The 15713-nt window shown below is 48.7% G+C and carries 15 protein-coding genes; 13 read left to right on the top strand and 2 right to left on the bottom strand.

Annotated elements, in window-relative coordinates; all coding sequences use genetic code 11:
• Positions 1 to 37: 37 nt before the first annotated feature.
• Positions 38 to 1573 carry an ArnT family glycosyltransferase gene (locus tag L2082_RS04440; RefSeq protein ID WP_446011479.1) on the bottom strand — a complete coding sequence of 512 codons (1536 nt, stop codon included), beginning with the start codon at positions 1571 to 1573 and terminating at the stop codon, positions 38 to 40.
• A 178-nt stretch (positions 1574 to 1751) separates the two neighbouring features.
• Between L2082_RS04440 and L2082_RS04435 the strand changes: the two genes are divergently transcribed.
• The 8 genes from L2082_RS04435 to L2082_RS04400 all read left to right on the top strand — a co-directional run bounded on the left by L2082_RS04435 (position 1752) and on the right by L2082_RS04400 (position 7404).
• On the top strand, positions 1752 to 3602 hold the full coding sequence (locus tag L2082_RS04435; RefSeq protein ID WP_446011478.1) for an extracellular solute-binding protein: 1851 nt from the start codon (positions 1752 to 1754) through the stop codon (positions 3600 to 3602).
• The gene (tsaE, locus tag L2082_RS04430) at positions 3602 to 4090 is read left to right on the top strand and encodes a tRNA (adenosine(37)-N6)-threonylcarbamoyltransferase complex ATPase subunit type 1 TsaE (protein ID WP_446011477.1); all 489 of its coding nucleotides are present in this window, start codon (positions 3602 to 3604) and stop codon (positions 4088 to 4090) included. The genes L2082_RS04435 and tsaE overlap by 1 nt, the downstream gene beginning before the upstream one ends.
• Before the next feature lie 69 nt (positions 4091 to 4159).
• Complete coding sequence (locus L2082_RS04425) at positions 4160 to 5914, top strand: YcaO-like family protein (RefSeq protein WP_446009902.1); 1755 nt, start codon at positions 4160 to 4162, stop codon at positions 5912 to 5914.
• Positions 5911 to 6237: a helix-hairpin-helix domain-containing protein gene (locus L2082_RS04420; RefSeq protein ID WP_446009901.1), complete on the top strand. Its 327-nt coding sequence runs from the start codon at positions 5911 to 5913 to the stop codon at positions 6235 to 6237. Before L2082_RS04425 ends, L2082_RS04420 begins: the two co-directional genes overlap by 4 nt.
• On the top strand, positions 6227 to 6436 hold the full coding sequence (locus L2082_RS04415) for an addiction module protein (RefSeq protein ID WP_446009900.1): 210 nt from the start codon (positions 6227 to 6229) through the stop codon (positions 6434 to 6436). Before L2082_RS04420 ends, L2082_RS04415 begins: the two co-directional genes overlap by 11 nt.
• Positions 6437 to 6478: 42 nt before the next feature.
• The gene (locus tag L2082_RS04410; RefSeq protein WP_446009899.1) at positions 6479 to 6799 is read left to right on the top strand and encodes a CU044_2847 family protein; all 321 of its coding nucleotides are present in this window, start codon (positions 6479 to 6481) and stop codon (positions 6797 to 6799) included.
• A 66-nt stretch (positions 6800 to 6865) separates the two neighbouring features.
• The gene (locus L2082_RS04405; protein ID WP_446009898.1) at positions 6866 to 7135 is read left to right on the top strand and encodes a type II toxin-antitoxin system RelB/DinJ family antitoxin; all 270 of its coding nucleotides are present in this window, start codon (positions 6866 to 6868) and stop codon (positions 7133 to 7135) included.
• Entirely contained in the window at positions 7132 to 7404 is a 273-nt protein-coding gene (locus L2082_RS04400; protein ID WP_446009897.1) for a type II toxin-antitoxin system RelE/ParE family toxin, read from the top strand. The genes L2082_RS04405 and L2082_RS04400 overlap by 4 nt, the downstream gene beginning before the upstream one ends.
• A 21-nt stretch (positions 7405 to 7425) precedes the next feature.
• Here L2082_RS04400 and L2082_RS04395 read toward each other — a convergent pair whose 3' ends face one another.
• Positions 7426 to 7632 carry an AbrB/MazE/SpoVT family DNA-binding domain-containing protein gene (locus L2082_RS04395; protein WP_446009896.1) on the bottom strand — a complete coding sequence of 69 codons (207 nt, stop codon included), beginning with the start codon at positions 7630 to 7632 and terminating at the stop codon, positions 7426 to 7428.
• A gap of 85 nt (positions 7633 to 7717) precedes the next feature.
• Between L2082_RS04395 and L2082_RS04390 the strand changes: the two genes are divergently transcribed.
• The 5 genes from L2082_RS04390 to L2082_RS04370 all read left to right on the top strand — a co-directional run bounded on the left by L2082_RS04390 (position 7718) and on the right by L2082_RS04370 (position 15638).
• Positions 7718 to 13054, top strand: coding sequence for an nSTAND1 domain-containing NTPase (locus L2082_RS04390; protein WP_446011476.1), 5337 nt, complete (start codon positions 7718 to 7720; stop codon positions 13052 to 13054).
• A gap of 126 nt (positions 13055 to 13180) precedes the next feature.
• Positions 13181 to 13420 (top strand): AbrB/MazE/SpoVT family DNA-binding domain-containing protein, encoded by a 240-nt coding sequence (locus tag L2082_RS04385; RefSeq protein WP_446010936.1) that lies wholly within the window; start codon positions 13181 to 13183, stop codon positions 13418 to 13420.
• Positions 13421 to 13718: 298 nt separating this feature from the next.
• Positions 13719 to 13955, top strand: coding sequence for a type II toxin-antitoxin system VapB family antitoxin (vapB, locus tag L2082_RS04380; protein WP_446010935.1), 237 nt, complete (start codon positions 13719 to 13721; stop codon positions 13953 to 13955).
• Positions 13955 to 14365: a type II toxin-antitoxin system tRNA(fMet)-specific endonuclease VapC gene (gene vapC, locus L2082_RS04375; protein WP_446010934.1), complete on the top strand. Its 411-nt coding sequence runs from the start codon at positions 13955 to 13957 to the stop codon at positions 14363 to 14365. Before vapB ends, vapC begins: the two co-directional genes overlap by 1 nt.
• 277 nt (positions 14366 to 14642) lie before the next feature.
• Positions 14643 to 15638, top strand: a complete 996-nt coding sequence (locus L2082_RS04370) for a BCCT family transporter (RefSeq protein ID WP_446010933.1) — start codon at positions 14643 to 14645, stop codon at positions 15636 to 15638.
• Positions 15639 to 15713: the final 75 nt, after the last annotated feature.

Genomic DNA, 15713 nt, shown 5'->3' with positions numbered 1-15713 from the left:
TACAATATAACAAAATGATTTTACAAAACTTTCCTTATTATTGCACTGCCCGGACATCAGCAGGATTTTTGGGAATCCAGGCCAACCCGCCTTTAAAGCCATAGCAACGGGCCAGATATAAGGTATGCAGCTTCTCCTCACCAAACCAAGGACCTGTGCGTTTAATCGTGACCGGCTCCACCGGATCCACCCGTTCAAAAACCTCAGGCAAAACCGTGATCACGGGTTCATGCTCAAAAATCCCAACAGCATCCTGTCCAAGCAACATCTCATCCTGAAACCAAAAATCATAGACATTGGGCCTGGACCAACGATTAATAGAGACCGTATGCGGTTGCTCCTGCATATAAAAGGCTAGCTCACTGGCAAACTGATAACGAAGCCCGAAGACAAAGGTTTCATCAGGTTGTGGCATGCCTTGCACTTCCTTATCAACAAGCTCTCCCAAGGTATCCCAGCCCCTGGTCTCCTGGGCAGCCCGATCTAACTCTGCCCTGAGCGGCAGGACCGGATACAGCAACTGAGCCATAATAAGCATTGAAGCCACAAAGCTCAGGCCCAGCCCAAACCACCATAAATAATAACGTGAAACTTTCTGCCCTGTTTTCCTCGCCTGCCCTGGACTATTATACAGCGCAGCAATCAAAACAAAGGCTGTCAGATAGGCTGGAGCTGGCCAGTTACCATAGATACGGACATGCAGAGCCAGCAGGGTAAATACCAAAAATGTGGTCAAAGACATCCAGATAAGAAAGGACGCCTGTGCCCTGGGCAGCTGATTCCCTGCCCATCCTTTTACCCAACCAGCAAGGATACATAAAAAAATCAGCGGAGAAACCAAGGCTGCCTGAGCCCCAAAAAACTCAGGGAGAAAGGACAGTGTGAAGAAAGGGCCTTGATCTCCACCTCCCTGTCCACCACCCTGAAAAAGCACATGGCGAAAGGTCACCCAATTGTTCTCCATGTTCCAGAGAATCACCGGGGTAAAGAGCATACAGCCGACTACCAATCCTAACCAAGGCCGGATGCTCAACAGCCGCTGCCGATAAGCTGTGGTAAACACTATCGCAAAAAAGAGCGAAGGCAGGAAAAGCAACATGGTATACTTGGTAAGCATACCCAAGCCGAACCAGATACCGGTCAATAACCATTGCAACAGGGTATCACGCTCAACAGCACGGGCTGCATGATAACAGGCTGCGGCCCAGCACAGGAGCAACATACCATCCGGTGTGGCGATCAGAGCAGACCCTGTCATTAATAAGACGCCCTGGCTCAGTAGTGCAACTTGCAAGGCTGTTTGCCAGGAAAACCAATACCGTGCAAGCAAACAGAGATAGACAGAGGCAAAGGCAAGGGCAAGCACCGTTGGCAACCGGACAGCAAATTCTGTATGACCAAGAAGCTGGGTTGCCAACCAAATTGCCCAGGCTATCATGGGGGGATGATCATGATACCCAAGGGCAAGATAACGACTCCATTGCCAATAATAGGCCTCATCCGGGGCCAGGAGAAACTGCCCACTCATACATAAGCGAACAATCAGCCCCAGTCCAAGAACCAGCCAGGTCAACCGAATATACTGTGCCTCCTGTGTTGTTCGGGAAAGTATCACGATGTTCTTGCAGGAGACTTTCTACCTGCTTCATAAGAAGAAGAGCCGGACAAAACTTGTTCTCTTAACCAATTTCGATTATGATCGTTCATTGGTCTCCAATTAAACCTTAATATTTTTCTTCAGTAAACGGATTATGCACTTATTAAAAAAAATTTTCCTCACCTTGGCCCTCTGTTCCGCCTTTGTTGCCTTGCTCATCCCGAGGAGCACCTATGCAGCCCACGGAGTGTCCCTTGATGGCTCGTTGAAATACTCTGCCGGATTTGACCATTTTGATTATGTCGATTCAGAAGCAAAAAAAGGAGGACTGCTGACCTTACACGCCTTGGGCAGCTTTGACAAGATGAATCCCTTTACCCTGAAAGGCACAGAAGCCTTTGGTTTGTATGGGTACGAAAAGAGCTTGATCTTTGAGCCCCTGGCTGTAGCCAGCCTGGATGAACCTTTTGCTGCCTATGGCCTGATTGCCAAGGATATTGAGCTGGCAGCAGATAAGAAATCCGTCCTCTTTACCCTGAATGAAAAGGCCCGTTTTTCCGACGGCACCCCAATAACGGTAGAAGATGTCAAGTTTTCTCTTGATACGCTGAAATCCGACCTTGCCCACCCCTTTTACCAGATGTATTATCAGGATATCAGTGAAGCAAAAATAGAAGATAAAAAACAAGGCAAAATCCGTTTTCTTTTTAGTCGGCCCAACAGAGAACTCCATATGATAGCCGCACAAATACCGGTGTTGAGTAAAAAATTCTATACAGAGCATGGCTTTGGTACTGAGAATAAAGCAGGCCCCATGCTGCCGCCCATTGGCAGTGGCCCCTATATTGTTAAAGGGGTTAATCCAGGGAAATCTATTACCTATGAACGCAATCCCCAGTACTGGGCCACAGACCATCCCACCCGTAGAGGTATGTTCAACTATAATAGTATTAGCGTAAAATACTTTAAGGATCAAATCGTCAGCTTAGAAGCCCTTAAAGCAGGGGAGTTTGATTTTATGCCGGTTAACATTGCCAAGCAATGGGAACGCGATCTGGTGGGACGCCCGTACGACCAAGGAAAACTGGTCAAAAAAACTTTTGCCCATAAAAACAACCAAGGCATGCAGGGCTTTGTCTTTAATACACGAAAAGAACTTTTTAAAAACCGTCAGGTACGTCAGGCCCTGGGATTGGCCTTTGACTTTGAATGGACCAATAATGCCCTCTTTTTTAATCAATATACCAGATCAAACTCCTATTTCAGTAACTCTGAACTGGCAGCAACCGGGTTGCCCAGTGAAGCGGAACTGAAACTCCTTAACCCTCTCAAAGAAAAATATCCAGAAGCTCTTCCGCCCGAGGTCTTTACCACACCGCTGACCCCGCCAACAACCACGCCTCCCAACAGTCTGCGCAGCAATCTTCGTCAGGCTCAAAAACTCCTGACAGAACAGGGATGGAAGGTGAAAGACGGTGTTCTAACCTCTGCAGATGGTAAACAACATTTCGAGTTTGAGATCCTTCTTTCCAGTGCTTCGTTTGAGCGGGTCATGGCCCCCTATGTAAAAAACTTGCGGAAGCTGGGTGTCAAGGCAAGCTATCGCACCATTGACCCGGCCCTGTATACGGATCGTCTCAAAAACTTTGACTTTGATATGACGGTGTATGTCTTTAGTCAGTCACAATCACCAGGCAATGAACAGCGCGATAAATGGACTTCTGCTGCGGCCTCCCGGAACGGTTCTGCCAACCTGGCAGGCATTCAATCACCAGTTGTCGATAGTCTGGTCGATGCTTTGATCTATGCTGAAACCCGGGAAGAGCTGACAGCAGCCTGCAAGGCCCTGGATCGGGTGCTCTGGTATGGCTATTATGTGGTGCCGAATTGGTATCTGGCCTATCACCGCCTGACCTTTTCTTCCAGGTTCAAACAACCCAAACAGCTTCCACTGTACTACAATCCCTATGATTTGCTTTATACCTGGTGGTTTGAAAAAGACTAATGCACACTGAACCCTTTTTGCAACATAACATTACGCATACCCTACAAGACAGCACAGCAACAGCCGCTTTGGGCCAACAGTTGGGCCAACTCGCCCAAAAAGGCGATGTCATCCTCCTTCATGGAGATCTGGGGGTAGGGAAAACCACCCTGACCCAATCCATCGCCCAAGGCCTGGACGTACCAGAAGACCAGTACGTCTCCAGTCCTTCTTTTGCTCTGATGCACGAGTATTCTGGTCGTCTTTCCCTCTTTCATATGGACTGCTACCGCCTGGCTGGAGAAGAGGATATAGAAGGAGCAGGCCTGGCTGATTATATCAACAGCCCTGGCCTGACTGTTATCGAATGGCCGGACAGATTGGGAAGCCTTCAGCCCAGGGAGCGGCTGGATCTCTTTCTCGAAGCCGTTGATGCAACAACAAGGACCTGCACCTTGCACCCCCACGGAGAATCATGGTATGACCGAATCGCAGCATTATCGTTTTGATGTGTGGCTACCAAATTAAGCCAGAATAAAAAATATATACCATCTACTCATATTTTCTGAGAAAGACAAATGGAAAAAAATACCATCCGCTTGCACAGTTGCCTGAAAGAATATACCTATGATCAGGACAAAGCCTGCACCCCTGAACAGACCGTGGAACGTTTTCACCAACGTCTGAAGGCCACAGGTCTGGATATCCTGAAAGAGGTGAAACGGATTGATACTGGCAGACTGGATATCCCGGTCTTCTTTAGTGTTTGCGGCAAGGATGCCCTGGCAACCATTGGCACCAAGAAACAGATGGGCAAGGGGTCCACGCCTGAACAATCCAGAGCCAGTGCCTGCATGGAGCTTGCTGAACGCTTCAGCTTTTTTTCCTTTCTCAAAAATGCAGATAATTTCATCAGCGGTGACTACCCCACCATGCAAGAGGCTAGCTATCCGGTTCTGCCGATCTCTTCCCTGCTCCAGTCTGTCCATGATGAACAGCGTAGCCCGGAAGAATTGGAACAACTGCTAATCGGGCTGCCCCTACGCTGGACCTGGGCCAGAAACATCACCAGGGATGAGGATGTCTTGGTGCCTTTCTCCTGGTTTTATGCCATCAATGAATTCAACGGCCCCTGTGCTGGTAACACCATTGAAGAAGCAGTCCTGCAGGGGATCTCTGAGGTGGTGGAACGCCATGTCTGTGCGGTGGTTGCCCACAAAAAACTCCGTACCCCGACCATTGATCTGGACACAGTGATTGATCCGGTGGCCCGGACCTTGGTCGAAAAATTCAGACATAACGGTATCACATTACAGGTCAATGATTTCTCTCTGGATACCGGTATCCCAACTGTAGCTGCTCTGGCCTGGGATCCTGCCACCTTCCCGGCAAAAAGTGAACTGGTCTATACAGCGGGCACCACGCCGGATGCAAATAAAGCCCTGATCCGTGCCCTGACCGAGGTGGCCCAGCTGGCTGGTGATTTTGAATCTGGTTCTAATTATGTAGCCTCGGGCCTGCCCAAACCACTCAGTCTGGATGAAGTGGATTATCTCTTTACCCCTGAACAGACCGTCAGTATTGACCAACTGCCCCAGGTTGATGCGGATGACATGCTTGAGGAATTGCAAAACAGCCTTGATGCATTGAAGAAGATCGACATGGAGGTTCTGATGGTCAATACCATGCATCCAGACCTCCAGATCCCCACTGCCTACACCATAATCCCTGGTGCCCATTTCCGGGAACGTGCTGCCTCGGGTGATGCGCCTCTGTTTGCAGCCAAATTGGCAGCAGATCTCCTGGCCCCTGATGAACTGGAAGTCAAGCTGGCAGAAATGCAGCAACAGCTCCCTGATGCCTATTATCTGGAGTTCTATAGAGGACGCAATTGTTACGATCAAAACATGGTGGAACCGGCCTTGGCTCATTTTCAGCAGGCCCTGACCATGCAGCCCAATGAAGAGGATAAGCCCTATCTGTATTCCTATCTCGGCAGCTGTCTCCGTGATCTGGGACGCTTTGAGGAGGCTGTGCCCATCCTGGAGCAGGGGCTGGCTTGTGATGAAGAACGCCCGGATATCCATAATATCCTCGGGGTATGTCATTATAAGGCAGATCGTTTTGAACAGGCTGTTCATCATTTTCAACGGGCAGTGCAGTTGAACCCGGTCTCTTCCATTGACTACGCTAACCTGGCCCTGAATCAACAGCGGCTTGGGCGCAACCAAGAGGCCATCACCAATTATCAAATCGCCTTGGGACAGGATCCCAGTATTACCTTTGCTACGGAGAATCTGGCCTTGCTGTTGGCAGCAGATACAGGGACATGAAAAATCCTGACAGAGCAACCGTTACCCGCCTTGAAGAGCTACCAAACATTGGCAAGAAGATGGCAGCCGATCTCCAGGCCATTGGCATGAATCAGCCGCAGCAGCTCATCGGGCAGGATGCCGTTGCGCTATATGATCTTCTCTGTGCGCAAACCGGGACAAGACATGATCCCTGTGTGCTTGATGTGTTTATGGCAGTGATTCATTTTATGGAAGGCGGGGAGCCGCTCCCGTGGTGGTCTTTTACAGCTAAAAGGAAGGAGCGGATGATCCTGCTACAACATACTAAAAATACTTCATTGAGGAAAGACTATGACCGATAAACTACGCATGCTTCCGATATCTGAAAGAATCCGGTTAGTCGAAGAACTTTGGGACAGCATAGCGTCTGATCAGGCCGCATTATCCCTTACGGGAGATCAAAAAAATGAACTCGACCGACGCCTGGATGCCTATAAAACTGACGGCATCAAGGGACGCAGTGCAAACGAAGTAATTGCCGACATCAGAAAAAGATTGTGAAATACAAAATACATGTTCGTGTAGATGCGGGAACAAATATCCATGAAAAAACTCATTGAATTTGAATTGAACGGCCAACCGGTCTATGTGGAGGCCGAGGTCTCTGAGGCTGAAATGCAGCGGGTCAGCCGGGGCGGAGAGAGTGAACCACTTCAGGCGGAATCTCGTTTTGTTGATGCAGTGGCCCGGATTAAACCGGCTGCTGAGGTGGTATTGAAGGCCTTTCAGGAGATGAATACCCCGGATGAAATCGGGCTGGAGTTCGGGTTGAAATTCAATGCCAAGACCGGGGTGGTCTTTGCTTCCGCAGACAGTGAGGCCACCTTTAAGGTTTCGTTGAAGTGGACGAATGACAAAAAATGACCATAACAACAAGGCTTGTCTTTCCCTTGTTGATGTTCTACAATGTAGAACAACGGAGGTAAAATAATGAAAACAGCTGTGGTAAGGGCAAGGGTACCAGAAGAATTAAAAAAGAATTTTGAGGCGGTTGCTGCGTCTCACGAGATGAACTTAAGCCATGTGATCCGCATGCTCATGACGCAGTATGTCGAACAGGAGAAAAAAAAGCTCCGCCGACATAAGGAGACCTTGGAAGCCCTTGAAGATATTGAGTGCGGCAGAGTCGTTGCGGGTGAAGAGGTTATGAGCTGGCTGGCAAGCTGGGGAGATGAAGACGAGCCGGAACCGCCCCAATGAAACTGCAATTCTCCAAAGCTGCATTGAATGACTTGGCACGATTGCGTGCATTTATTGCGAAGTATAATCCGACAGCGGCACAACAGGTGGCGAAAAGGCTGCGGGGAGCTATCAGCAATCTTACGGATACCCCGAAGATCGGAAGACCAGTTGAGGGGTTTCCCGGAGAAATTCGGGAGCTGATTTTCGGTCGTTATGTGGTGCGGTATGAGATACGTGGCACGACTTTGTATATCCTCAGAATTTGGCATGGAAAAGAGGATAGATAGCAAGGAAGGAATCACGGATATTTATACCCTGTCTCCATCCCGCTGAAAATCGGTGTTAATACCGTTCAAAAAACCGCGCATTTCTCTGACGCTTTTTGGGAGAATGAGTTCTCCTCCGTTCTCGTGAAGAACAAGCTGAACATTCTTTCTGGGAATCAACTGAAGAGTCTTTCTGATCCATTGTTGAATCACAGTTTTATATCTCAAAGAAATGTTTGTTGTTTCCATAGTTGAGTTCTCCTGCAAATGAGGTGTTGTTTCATGGACTCTTGCAGAGTACTGAATCTACAACTCTGAAGCAAGGATTAATCCCATGTCCTCCCCATCTCTGGAATCCTCCCTTGTCCGCATCCTGATTGATGACCAGGAGCCACGCCGCCCCGAGGGTGCAGGCTTTCTGGTCACGCCAAAGCATATCCTCACCTGCGCCCATGTGGTCAATGCAGTGCTGGGGCGGGATGAGTACACCATAGACCCGCCTGATGCCGAGATCTTTCTTGATTTTCCTCTCCTGGATGATCAGCCCCTGCTCAGGGCAACGATTCTCCATTGGTTTCCGGTGTCCGAAGGACCTCCTCCTGATAGGCTGGAAGATATTGCCGTGTTGGAGCTGTGCCCGGAAACACCTCTGCCTGTCGAGGCCCAGCCCGCACCGCTTGTTGCCTTGGACAGCTCTCCCTCCTTTACCGAGCACCAGCTCAGGATGTGTGGTTTTCCTGGTGGTGTTGATCAGGGCACGCATATTGACGGGCTGCTCAAAGGGCGAACCGGGGCTGGTTATTGGGAAATCCACCCGCTGGATAAGACCCGACCGATTGAGCAGGGCTTTAGCGGCACATCGGTCTGGGCGGTGAAGGAGAATGCGGTCTGCGGCATGATCAGCAGCAGGCTGCGGAGAAAGCCGGATCTGGAAAACGGGCCGGTTATTACCGGCTACATGTTGCCAGTTGCCACCCTGATCAAGGCCTTTCCTGAGCTGGATCAGCACAGCCGTCCGGCCAATCCTTATCGCGGCCTGGAGGCCTTTCGGGAAAAGGATGCGGCTCTCTATTTCGGCAGGGAGCATACCATTGAGCGACTCCGGCAGGTTGTAAGAGAACAGCCCTTTGCGACGGTGATCGGTGCCAGCGGCAGTGGCAAATCCTCGGTGGTCTTTGCTGGCTTGGTTCCGGCCCTGCGCCAGACCGGAAATTGGCTCATCGCTCATTGCCGTCCCAAGAAAGAGCCTTTTTACGAGCTGGCCGCCTGTCTGATTCCTTTGCTCTACGATGATCCCATTCTTCGCTTGGAGAAGACCGACGAGCTGAAAGAAAAGCTGCAAGCCGGTTCCGTCGGCTTGCTTGGAATTATTCGCCAAATCACGGAACGAAGGGAACAACACGAGAGCCAGCGTTTCCTCCTGATCGTGGATCAGTTTGAAGAACTCTTCACCCTGAATACAGATCAGAATTTAACCCGGCAGTACATCGCCATCCTGCTGGAATGCCTGCGCATGGACGAGGACGATTTCACAGTCCTCTTTACCATGCGGGCCGATTTCTTTGCCGCTGCTGTCAGCCACCCTGCCCTTGCCCAGGCTCTGGACAGCTATGCACCGATCATTCTACCTCAGCTTGATGAGCAGAATTTACGGGAAGTGATTGAACGACCTGCCAAGTCACTCGGTATCCGCTTTGAAGCTGGCCTGATTGATCTGATTATCCGGGATGTGGGCCAAGAACCGGGCAGCCTGCCCTTGCTGGAGTTCTGCCTGACCCAGCTCTGGGAGCGGCAGGAGTTCCGCCGGATCACCCATGATGCCTATAAAGACATCGGCGGGGTGCAGCAGGCCTTGGCGAATCATGCTGATGCGGTTTATGCGGAGTTTGATGAACAGGAACGGGAGCAGCTCCGCCATATCTTTCTCAAGCTGGTCCGTCCGGGACAGGGCACTGAGGATACCCGGCAGGTGGCTAGTTTAGAGCAGATTCGGGCGGAAGATCGGACTTTGATTACCCGCTTGGCCGATAAACGACTCATCGTGACCGGGCGGGATGAGGAGCGCGAGGAAGAGACTGTTGAGGTGGTACATGAGGCCTTGATTCGTCGTTGGCAGACCCTGCGGCAATGGGTGGATGAGGAACGAGAGTTTTTGGTCTGGCAGGAAAAGTTGCGGGTGCTGCTCCGGCAGTGGAAGGAGAGCGGGAAGGATGAGGGGGCTTTGTTGCGGGGGTTGCCTTTGGATGAGGCTTTGCGGTGGCGGGAAACTCATGCAGTTCATTTGGTGGATGAAGAGCTGGGGTTTATCAAGGCCAGCGAAGAGGCGCAAAGAAAACAACGAAGAAAGAAAGGTATTGCTGTAGTCGCAGGGATGCTGCTTGCCGCTATGGTGATGGTGACGTTTTTTGTGCTGTGGAAGGATGCAGAGCGGCAGAAAACCGTTGCCGAGCAGGAACGCCAGCATGCTGTTGAGCAGAGCAAAATTGCCGAACAAAATGCCGTTGAGGCGAAACAACAAACTCGTGCAGCCAATTTTAATCTTGCAAAAATCTTTGAAGAAAAGGCATTACGGGATCTAAAGACAGTAGAAGAAAAAAATGATAACCGCGCATATAAGGAAGCAGTTCTTTTTACATCAGCAGCCCTGGATCAGGTAATTGAAGAAGATAAATCCGCCTTGAACCCAAGGTCCACAGCGAGACTTTTTTCTCCCGAAGTATTCAATAGGTCCTTGGCAGAAGAATGGCGTTCTCCAGTTGCTGATATTCACTATGGTGATGTCAACAGTATATCTTTAAGCCCTGATGGAAGCCTGCTGGCTTCTGCTTCAAGTAGAACGATTCAGATTTGGGATATAGAGAGCGGGCAGAGGTTGATCGTGTTGAAAGGTCACACAGAAAGTATCACCAGTGTCTCTTTCAGCTCAGATGGTAAACAGCTAGCATCTTCTTCCTATGATAATACGGTGAGGCTTTGGGATATTGAAAGTGGTCAGGAGATAAAACAGATAATGGGCCATAAAGGTAGAGTGAATAGCGTATCCATCAGCTCTGATGGCAGACGATTGGCATCAGCCTCATGGGACAAGACGATTCGGATATGGGAGATAGAGAGCTGTAAGGAATTAAAAGTAATTAGGGGCCATACCAATAATGTCACCAGCATATCGTTCAATTCTGATGGAAGACGACTGGCATCCGCCTCCAGTGATAAAACTGTTTGGATATGGAACGTTGAAAGTGGTCAGAAACTTGCTATTTTTAAAGGCCATACCGACGGTGTCACCAGCGTATCATTCAGTTCTGATGGGAGACGATTGGCATCCGCCTCCAGAGATAAAACAATTCGGATATGGGACGTTGAAAGTGGTCAAAAACTTGCTATTTTTAAAGGTCATACCGACGGTGTCACCAGCGTATCATTCAGTTCTGATGGAAGACGACTGGCGTCTGCCTCATCGGATAAAACAATTAGGATATGGGATGTTGAGGGCGGTGAGGAGCTGACATTACTCAAGGGACATACTGGCGGCATCAATAGTGCATTATTCCATCCTGATGATATACATTTGATATCTTCTTCCAGAGATAATACAGTTCGAATCTGGAATACTAAAAATGGTGAGGAGTTGACCGAATTCCAAGGTCACACTCAAGATGTTGTGAGTGTATCTTTTAGCCCTAATGGCAAGCAATTAGCTTCTGCATCCAGGGATAATACAGTTCGGATCTGGGATGTTGAGAGCGGCCAAGAGCTGACTGTACTCAAGGGCTATGCAGAATGTGTATCGTTCAGTCCTGATGGCAGACTACTGGCCTCAGCTTCCAACGATAACACAGTTAGAATTTGGAATATCAAGAGTGGTAAAGAACTAACTGCGCTCAAAGGTCATACTGCTTCTGTTAGCAGTGTCTCATTTAGTCCTGATGGAACTCGACTGGCCTCTGCTTCTTCAGATAATACAGCTCGAATCTGGGATATTGAAAGCGGTAACGAATTGGCTACATTCAAAGGGCATACCGAAACTGTCTCCAGCATATTGAATGGCGTAACCAGTGTCTCATTTAGTCCTGACGGCAAACTATTGGCCTCAGGTGGTAAGGATAATACAGTTCGGATCTGGGATGTTGAGAGCGGGAAACAAACTGTACTTAGAGGTCATACCTATGATGTGAACAGCATATCGTTCAGTCCTAACGGCAAATTACTAGCATCTGCCTCTGGAGATAAAACGATTAGGCTCTGGGATGTTGAGACAGGAAAAAACCTTATCGTGATCAGGGCACCTGAGTTAATCACTAGCGTATCATTTAGTCCCGATGGTAGGCGACTGGCATCCGCTTCCGCAGATAAGACGATTCAAATCTGGGATATTAAGAATGGTCGACAGCTGAAGATACTCAAAGGGCATACTGGCTGGGTCGAGAGTGTGGCATTCAGTCCAGATGGCAAACAGCTGGCATCGGCTTCCTGGGACAATACTGTTCGCCTTTGGAATATGGTTGATGCAGACAAAAAAATAATAATATTAGGAGGTGGCAAAGGGCGGCAGAATTTCGATGTCAATGCAGTATATTTCAGTTCCGACGGCAGACGAGTGGCATCAGGCTACATTGATGGTACAGTTCGCTTTTGGGATATTGGAAAAACTCAAAAGTCGATCGTGTTCAGAGGCCATACTTCTGCTGTCACCAGTGTATCCCTCAGCCCAAATGGAAGATGGCTGGCATCGGCTTCCATGGATGATACAGTTCGGATCTGGAATGTTGAAAGCAAACAGGAGCTGATACGGCTGGAAGATGACTCCAGCAGCGTGTCATTTAACCCTGAAGGAACTTTGCTGGCGTTTTCTTCCGCAGATAATACTATTCGGCTTTGGAACCTTGAAAACGGGCAGGAGCTGAGAGTATTTAAAGGGCATACATATTCTGTCAATAGTGTTACCTTCAGTCCTGATGGCACGCAGCTCGCATCTGCTTCCAAAGATAAGACAATTCGTCTCTGGAATGTTGAAAACGGGCAGCAGCTAAAGCTGTTTAAAGGTCATACAGATTCTGTCAATAATATAGTCTTTAGTCCTGATGGCAAACTGCTTCTATCTGGTTCCGAAGATAAGACGGTTCGGCTTTGGAATATTGAAAGTGGCAAGGAATTTAATATATTAAAAGGACATGCAAATGCTGTCCTGAGCGTTTCCTTTAGCCCTGATGGCAAACTGCTTGCTTCTGCTTCCAGAGATAATTCAGTGAGCCTTTGGGATACTGAAACTGGCAACGAACTAATGTGCTTGGATCAATATCCTCATACTGTCCATAGCGTGTCATTTAGTGCCGATGGTAAAAAAGTAGCATCGGCTTTCTGGGCCCCTTTTAGTAGTAAAATTAATATAAAAATATTGGACATCAGAGCTTATTTGCTTTTCCAACAAGGTACTAAACCTACTCCTTTGTACAAAAATTTTATACAGGGTGTAAAATTTCTCTGGCAGGCAAAACGAGACGGGTTAAACTTTGTACCAAACTATGATTACTCTAAACCTTCTTTATATGCCCAAGACGGCTATAACTTCGTCTATGATCCCAAATTCCGCCCCCTACTCAATCCCCCGCCCCCCGGCCAAAGCAAATTCGACCAGGTGCTGGAATGGGCTGAGAAGCAGCAGGGGAAATAGAAGCATTGCGGGAAACGCCTTTACACCTTCCTTGCGTCCTGATTGATCACGCTGTATCCTGTAATAAGGGCCTATATTTTCACCAGCAACTACCCTTTCCGCTTCATGACAACAGGAGGAAAAAACATGGCAACAGCAACCGTCACAGCAAAAGGACAGGTAACTATACCGAAACAAACCAGAAAACTTTTACGTCTCGACAGAGGAAGTAAAGTTGAATTTATGGTGGATAAGACCGGAGCGGTTTCCATCCTGCCGGTCACCTCTGACGTTACAGAATTAAAAGGAATGATTCCAAAGCCGAAAAAATACGTCTCAATAGAAGACATGAACAATGCCGTGCAGGAACAAGGAGGCAAATTGTGACAGGCATCGACACCAATGTGTTGGCAAGATACATTGTGCAGGATGACGGGGCAGGCAAAGCAGAAGGTTTCGAGTTGCTGGCAACAGGAAAAAAGTAAGTCAAACCGGATGAGCTTGACACTGCCGCTGCCCCCCGGCCAAAGCAAATTCGACCAAGTGCTGGAATGGGCCAAGAAGCAGCAGTAAAGTTATATGCATATATTGTATATCCCCTTGACATATCCCTCCCCGAACGGAATAATATACCTGTTGTATTGATGAACTTTGTTATGATCAATTTTTGTACAAAGGTACCCCCATGAACTGCGCTCAAACCAAAATATTTACAAGCAACAGAAGCCAGGCAGTCCGCCTGCCCAAAGCTGTTTCTTTTCCCGAAACTGTGAAAAACGTTGAAATTATAGCTGTCGGTAACAAACGCATTATTACTCCGACAGACCAATCCTGGGACGACTGGTTCAATGCTCCGGGTGTTTCCGATGATTTCATGGAAGAAAGGGGACAGCCTGATGATCAGATTCGGGAGACCCTGTAATGCTGAAGTATATGCTGGACACTAATATCGTTATTTATGCGATAAAAAACCGTCCCCGGCAGATACGCCAGTCCTTCAAAGCGCATCAGGGGCGGATGTGTATTTCCACCGTCACCCTCGGTGAATTAATCTTTGGTGCAGAGCGTTCACAACAGGTGGAACGCAACCTTGCTGATATTGAAAGGATGGTCTCCCGAATGGAGGTACTGCCTTTTGACAATAGCGGAGCCTACCATTTCGGTCAGATACGGGCGGAACTTTATCGGATCGGTCAACCCATAGGGCCATACGATATGATGATTGCTGGTCATGCCCGATCTTTGGGGCTTATTCTGGCGACCAATAATACCAAGGAATTTGAAAGAGTCCCAGGACTTCGCCTTGAGAATTGGGTAAAGTCGGATTGCTGAAAATATCTTTCGCGAAAGGCTCCCCCGGCCAAAGCACATACCTCCATCCAGCTGGTTCAAAGACTTGTCAAGCAAGGCGACTGTATGCTATGCTTGATTCGCTTGCAACAAGAATAAAACGTATGCAGTGCCCGGCACATGAACGACATCAAGCTCATGCGCTGACTCTATCTTAATGAAAATCCGACCTGTCGCATCACAAGAGATCTTTGGGTATAAAATATGATGTGACGCCAAAAAGGCGCTTCAAGGTAGGCGTCGAGACAACACCACAGCTATGGAAAACAATACCCATTCAAACCCAGCCAAAAGCCAAAAAAGCAAAAGGTATTTTGATGTTCATCCTCCGGTCTTCTGGCCAGCAGCCCTGCTCAGTGTGCTGTTCATCCTTGTCACCCTGATGGTGGGAGATCCGATGACAGAGGTGTTTTCGGAGATCCAGCGCGTCATTTCCAACAACTTCGGCTGGTTCCTGATCCTTGTCATCAATACCTGTTTGTTTCTCATGATCTTTCTGGCCTTCAGCCGACTGGGAACCATCCGTCTCGGTGGCCGAAACGCAGTGCCTGATTTTTCAAGACTTTCCTGGTTCGCCATGCTGTTCAGTGCCGGGATGGGTATCGGTATCCTTTTCTGGAGTGTAGCCGAGCCGGTGTACCATTTTCTGGAGCCCCCGTTTGCCGGGGCCTCACCCGAGGATGCCGCCCGTACGGCCATGAAAATGACCTTTTTGCACTGGGGCTTGCACCCATGGGGGGTATATGCACTGGTGGGCATGTCCCTGGCGTTCTTTACATTCAACCGCAAGCTGCCTCTGGCCATCCGCTCAATTTTTTATCCCCTGCTCAAAGATAAAGTACATGGTTTCTGGGGGGATTGCATTGATGTTCTGGCGGTTCTGGCCACCCTGTTCGGATTGGCCACCTCACTGGGATTCGGGGTGCAACAGGTCAGTGCCGGATTGCATCATCTCTTTGGATGGCCGGACACAATGCCCATGCAGGTCGTACTGGTGGTCTGCATCACCCTGGGGGCTACCGTATCGGTTGTTTTGGGCCTGGATCGCGGAGTAAAGCGTTTGAGTGAAATGAACCTCAATCTGGGTGCCCTGCTTCTGATCTTTCTTTTGATCCTGGGGCCCACCGTAATGATTCTTGATGCCTTTGTTCAGAATACCGGAAATTATCTGGATAATTTTCTCCATATCAGCTTCTGGACCGACAGCAATTCAGCTCGTAAAAAAACACCTAAACATTCAAGCGGGATAACTTAATTACCGAAATTTTTTTTTCCAGCTATTTTCGACTTGACGATTGTCTATTTGTTTGGTGAGATGAAAAAATCAAAC

The organism is Candidatus Electrothrix sp., from assembly GCF_052785085.1.
This window is presented reverse-complemented; position numbering and strand designations above follow the sequence as displayed.

Excerpts from the sequence above, each read along its gene's own strand:
- L2082_RS04435 (WP_446011478.1), top strand. The coding sequence starts at position 1,752 with ATGCACTTATTAAAAAAAATTTTCCTCACCTTGGCCCTCTGTTCCGCC.
- tsaE (WP_446011477.1), top strand. The coding sequence starts at position 3,602 with ATGCACACTGAACCCTTTTTGCAACATAACATTACGCATACCCTACAA.
- L2082_RS04425 (WP_446009902.1), top strand. The coding sequence starts at position 4,160 with ATGGAAAAAAATACCATCCGCTTGCACAGTTGCCTGAAAGAATATACC.
- L2082_RS04420 (WP_446009901.1), top strand. The coding sequence starts at position 5,911 with ATGAAAAATCCTGACAGAGCAACCGTTACCCGCCTTGAAGAGCTACCA.
- L2082_RS04415 (WP_446009900.1), top strand. The coding sequence starts at position 6,227 with ATGACCGATAAACTACGCATGCTTCCGATATCTGAAAGAATCCGGTTA.
- L2082_RS04410 (WP_446009899.1), top strand. The coding sequence starts at position 6,479 with ATGAAAAAACTCATTGAATTTGAATTGAACGGCCAACCGGTCTATGTG.
- L2082_RS04405 (WP_446009898.1), top strand. The coding sequence starts at position 6,866 with ATGAAAACAGCTGTGGTAAGGGCAAGGGTACCAGAAGAATTAAAAAAG.
- L2082_RS04400 (WP_446009897.1), top strand. The coding sequence starts at position 7,132 with ATGAAACTGCAATTCTCCAAAGCTGCATTGAATGACTTGGCACGATTG.
- L2082_RS04395 (WP_446009896.1), bottom strand. The coding sequence starts at position 7,632 with ATGGAAACAACAAACATTTCTTTGAGATATAAAACTGTGATTCAACAA.
- L2082_RS04390 (WP_446011476.1), top strand. The coding sequence starts at position 7,718 with ATGTCCTCCCCATCTCTGGAATCCTCCCTTGTCCGCATCCTGATTGAT.
- L2082_RS04385 (WP_446010936.1), top strand. The coding sequence starts at position 13,181 with ATGGCAACAGCAACCGTCACAGCAAAAGGACAGGTAACTATACCGAAA.
- vapB (WP_446010935.1), top strand. The coding sequence starts at position 13,719 with ATGAACTGCGCTCAAACCAAAATATTTACAAGCAACAGAAGCCAGGCA.
- vapC (WP_446010934.1), top strand. The coding sequence starts at position 13,955 with ATGCTGAAGTATATGCTGGACACTAATATCGTTATTTATGCGATAAAA.
- L2082_RS04370 (WP_446010933.1), top strand. The coding sequence starts at position 14,643 with ATGGAAAACAATACCCATTCAAACCCAGCCAAAAGCCAAAAAAGCAAA.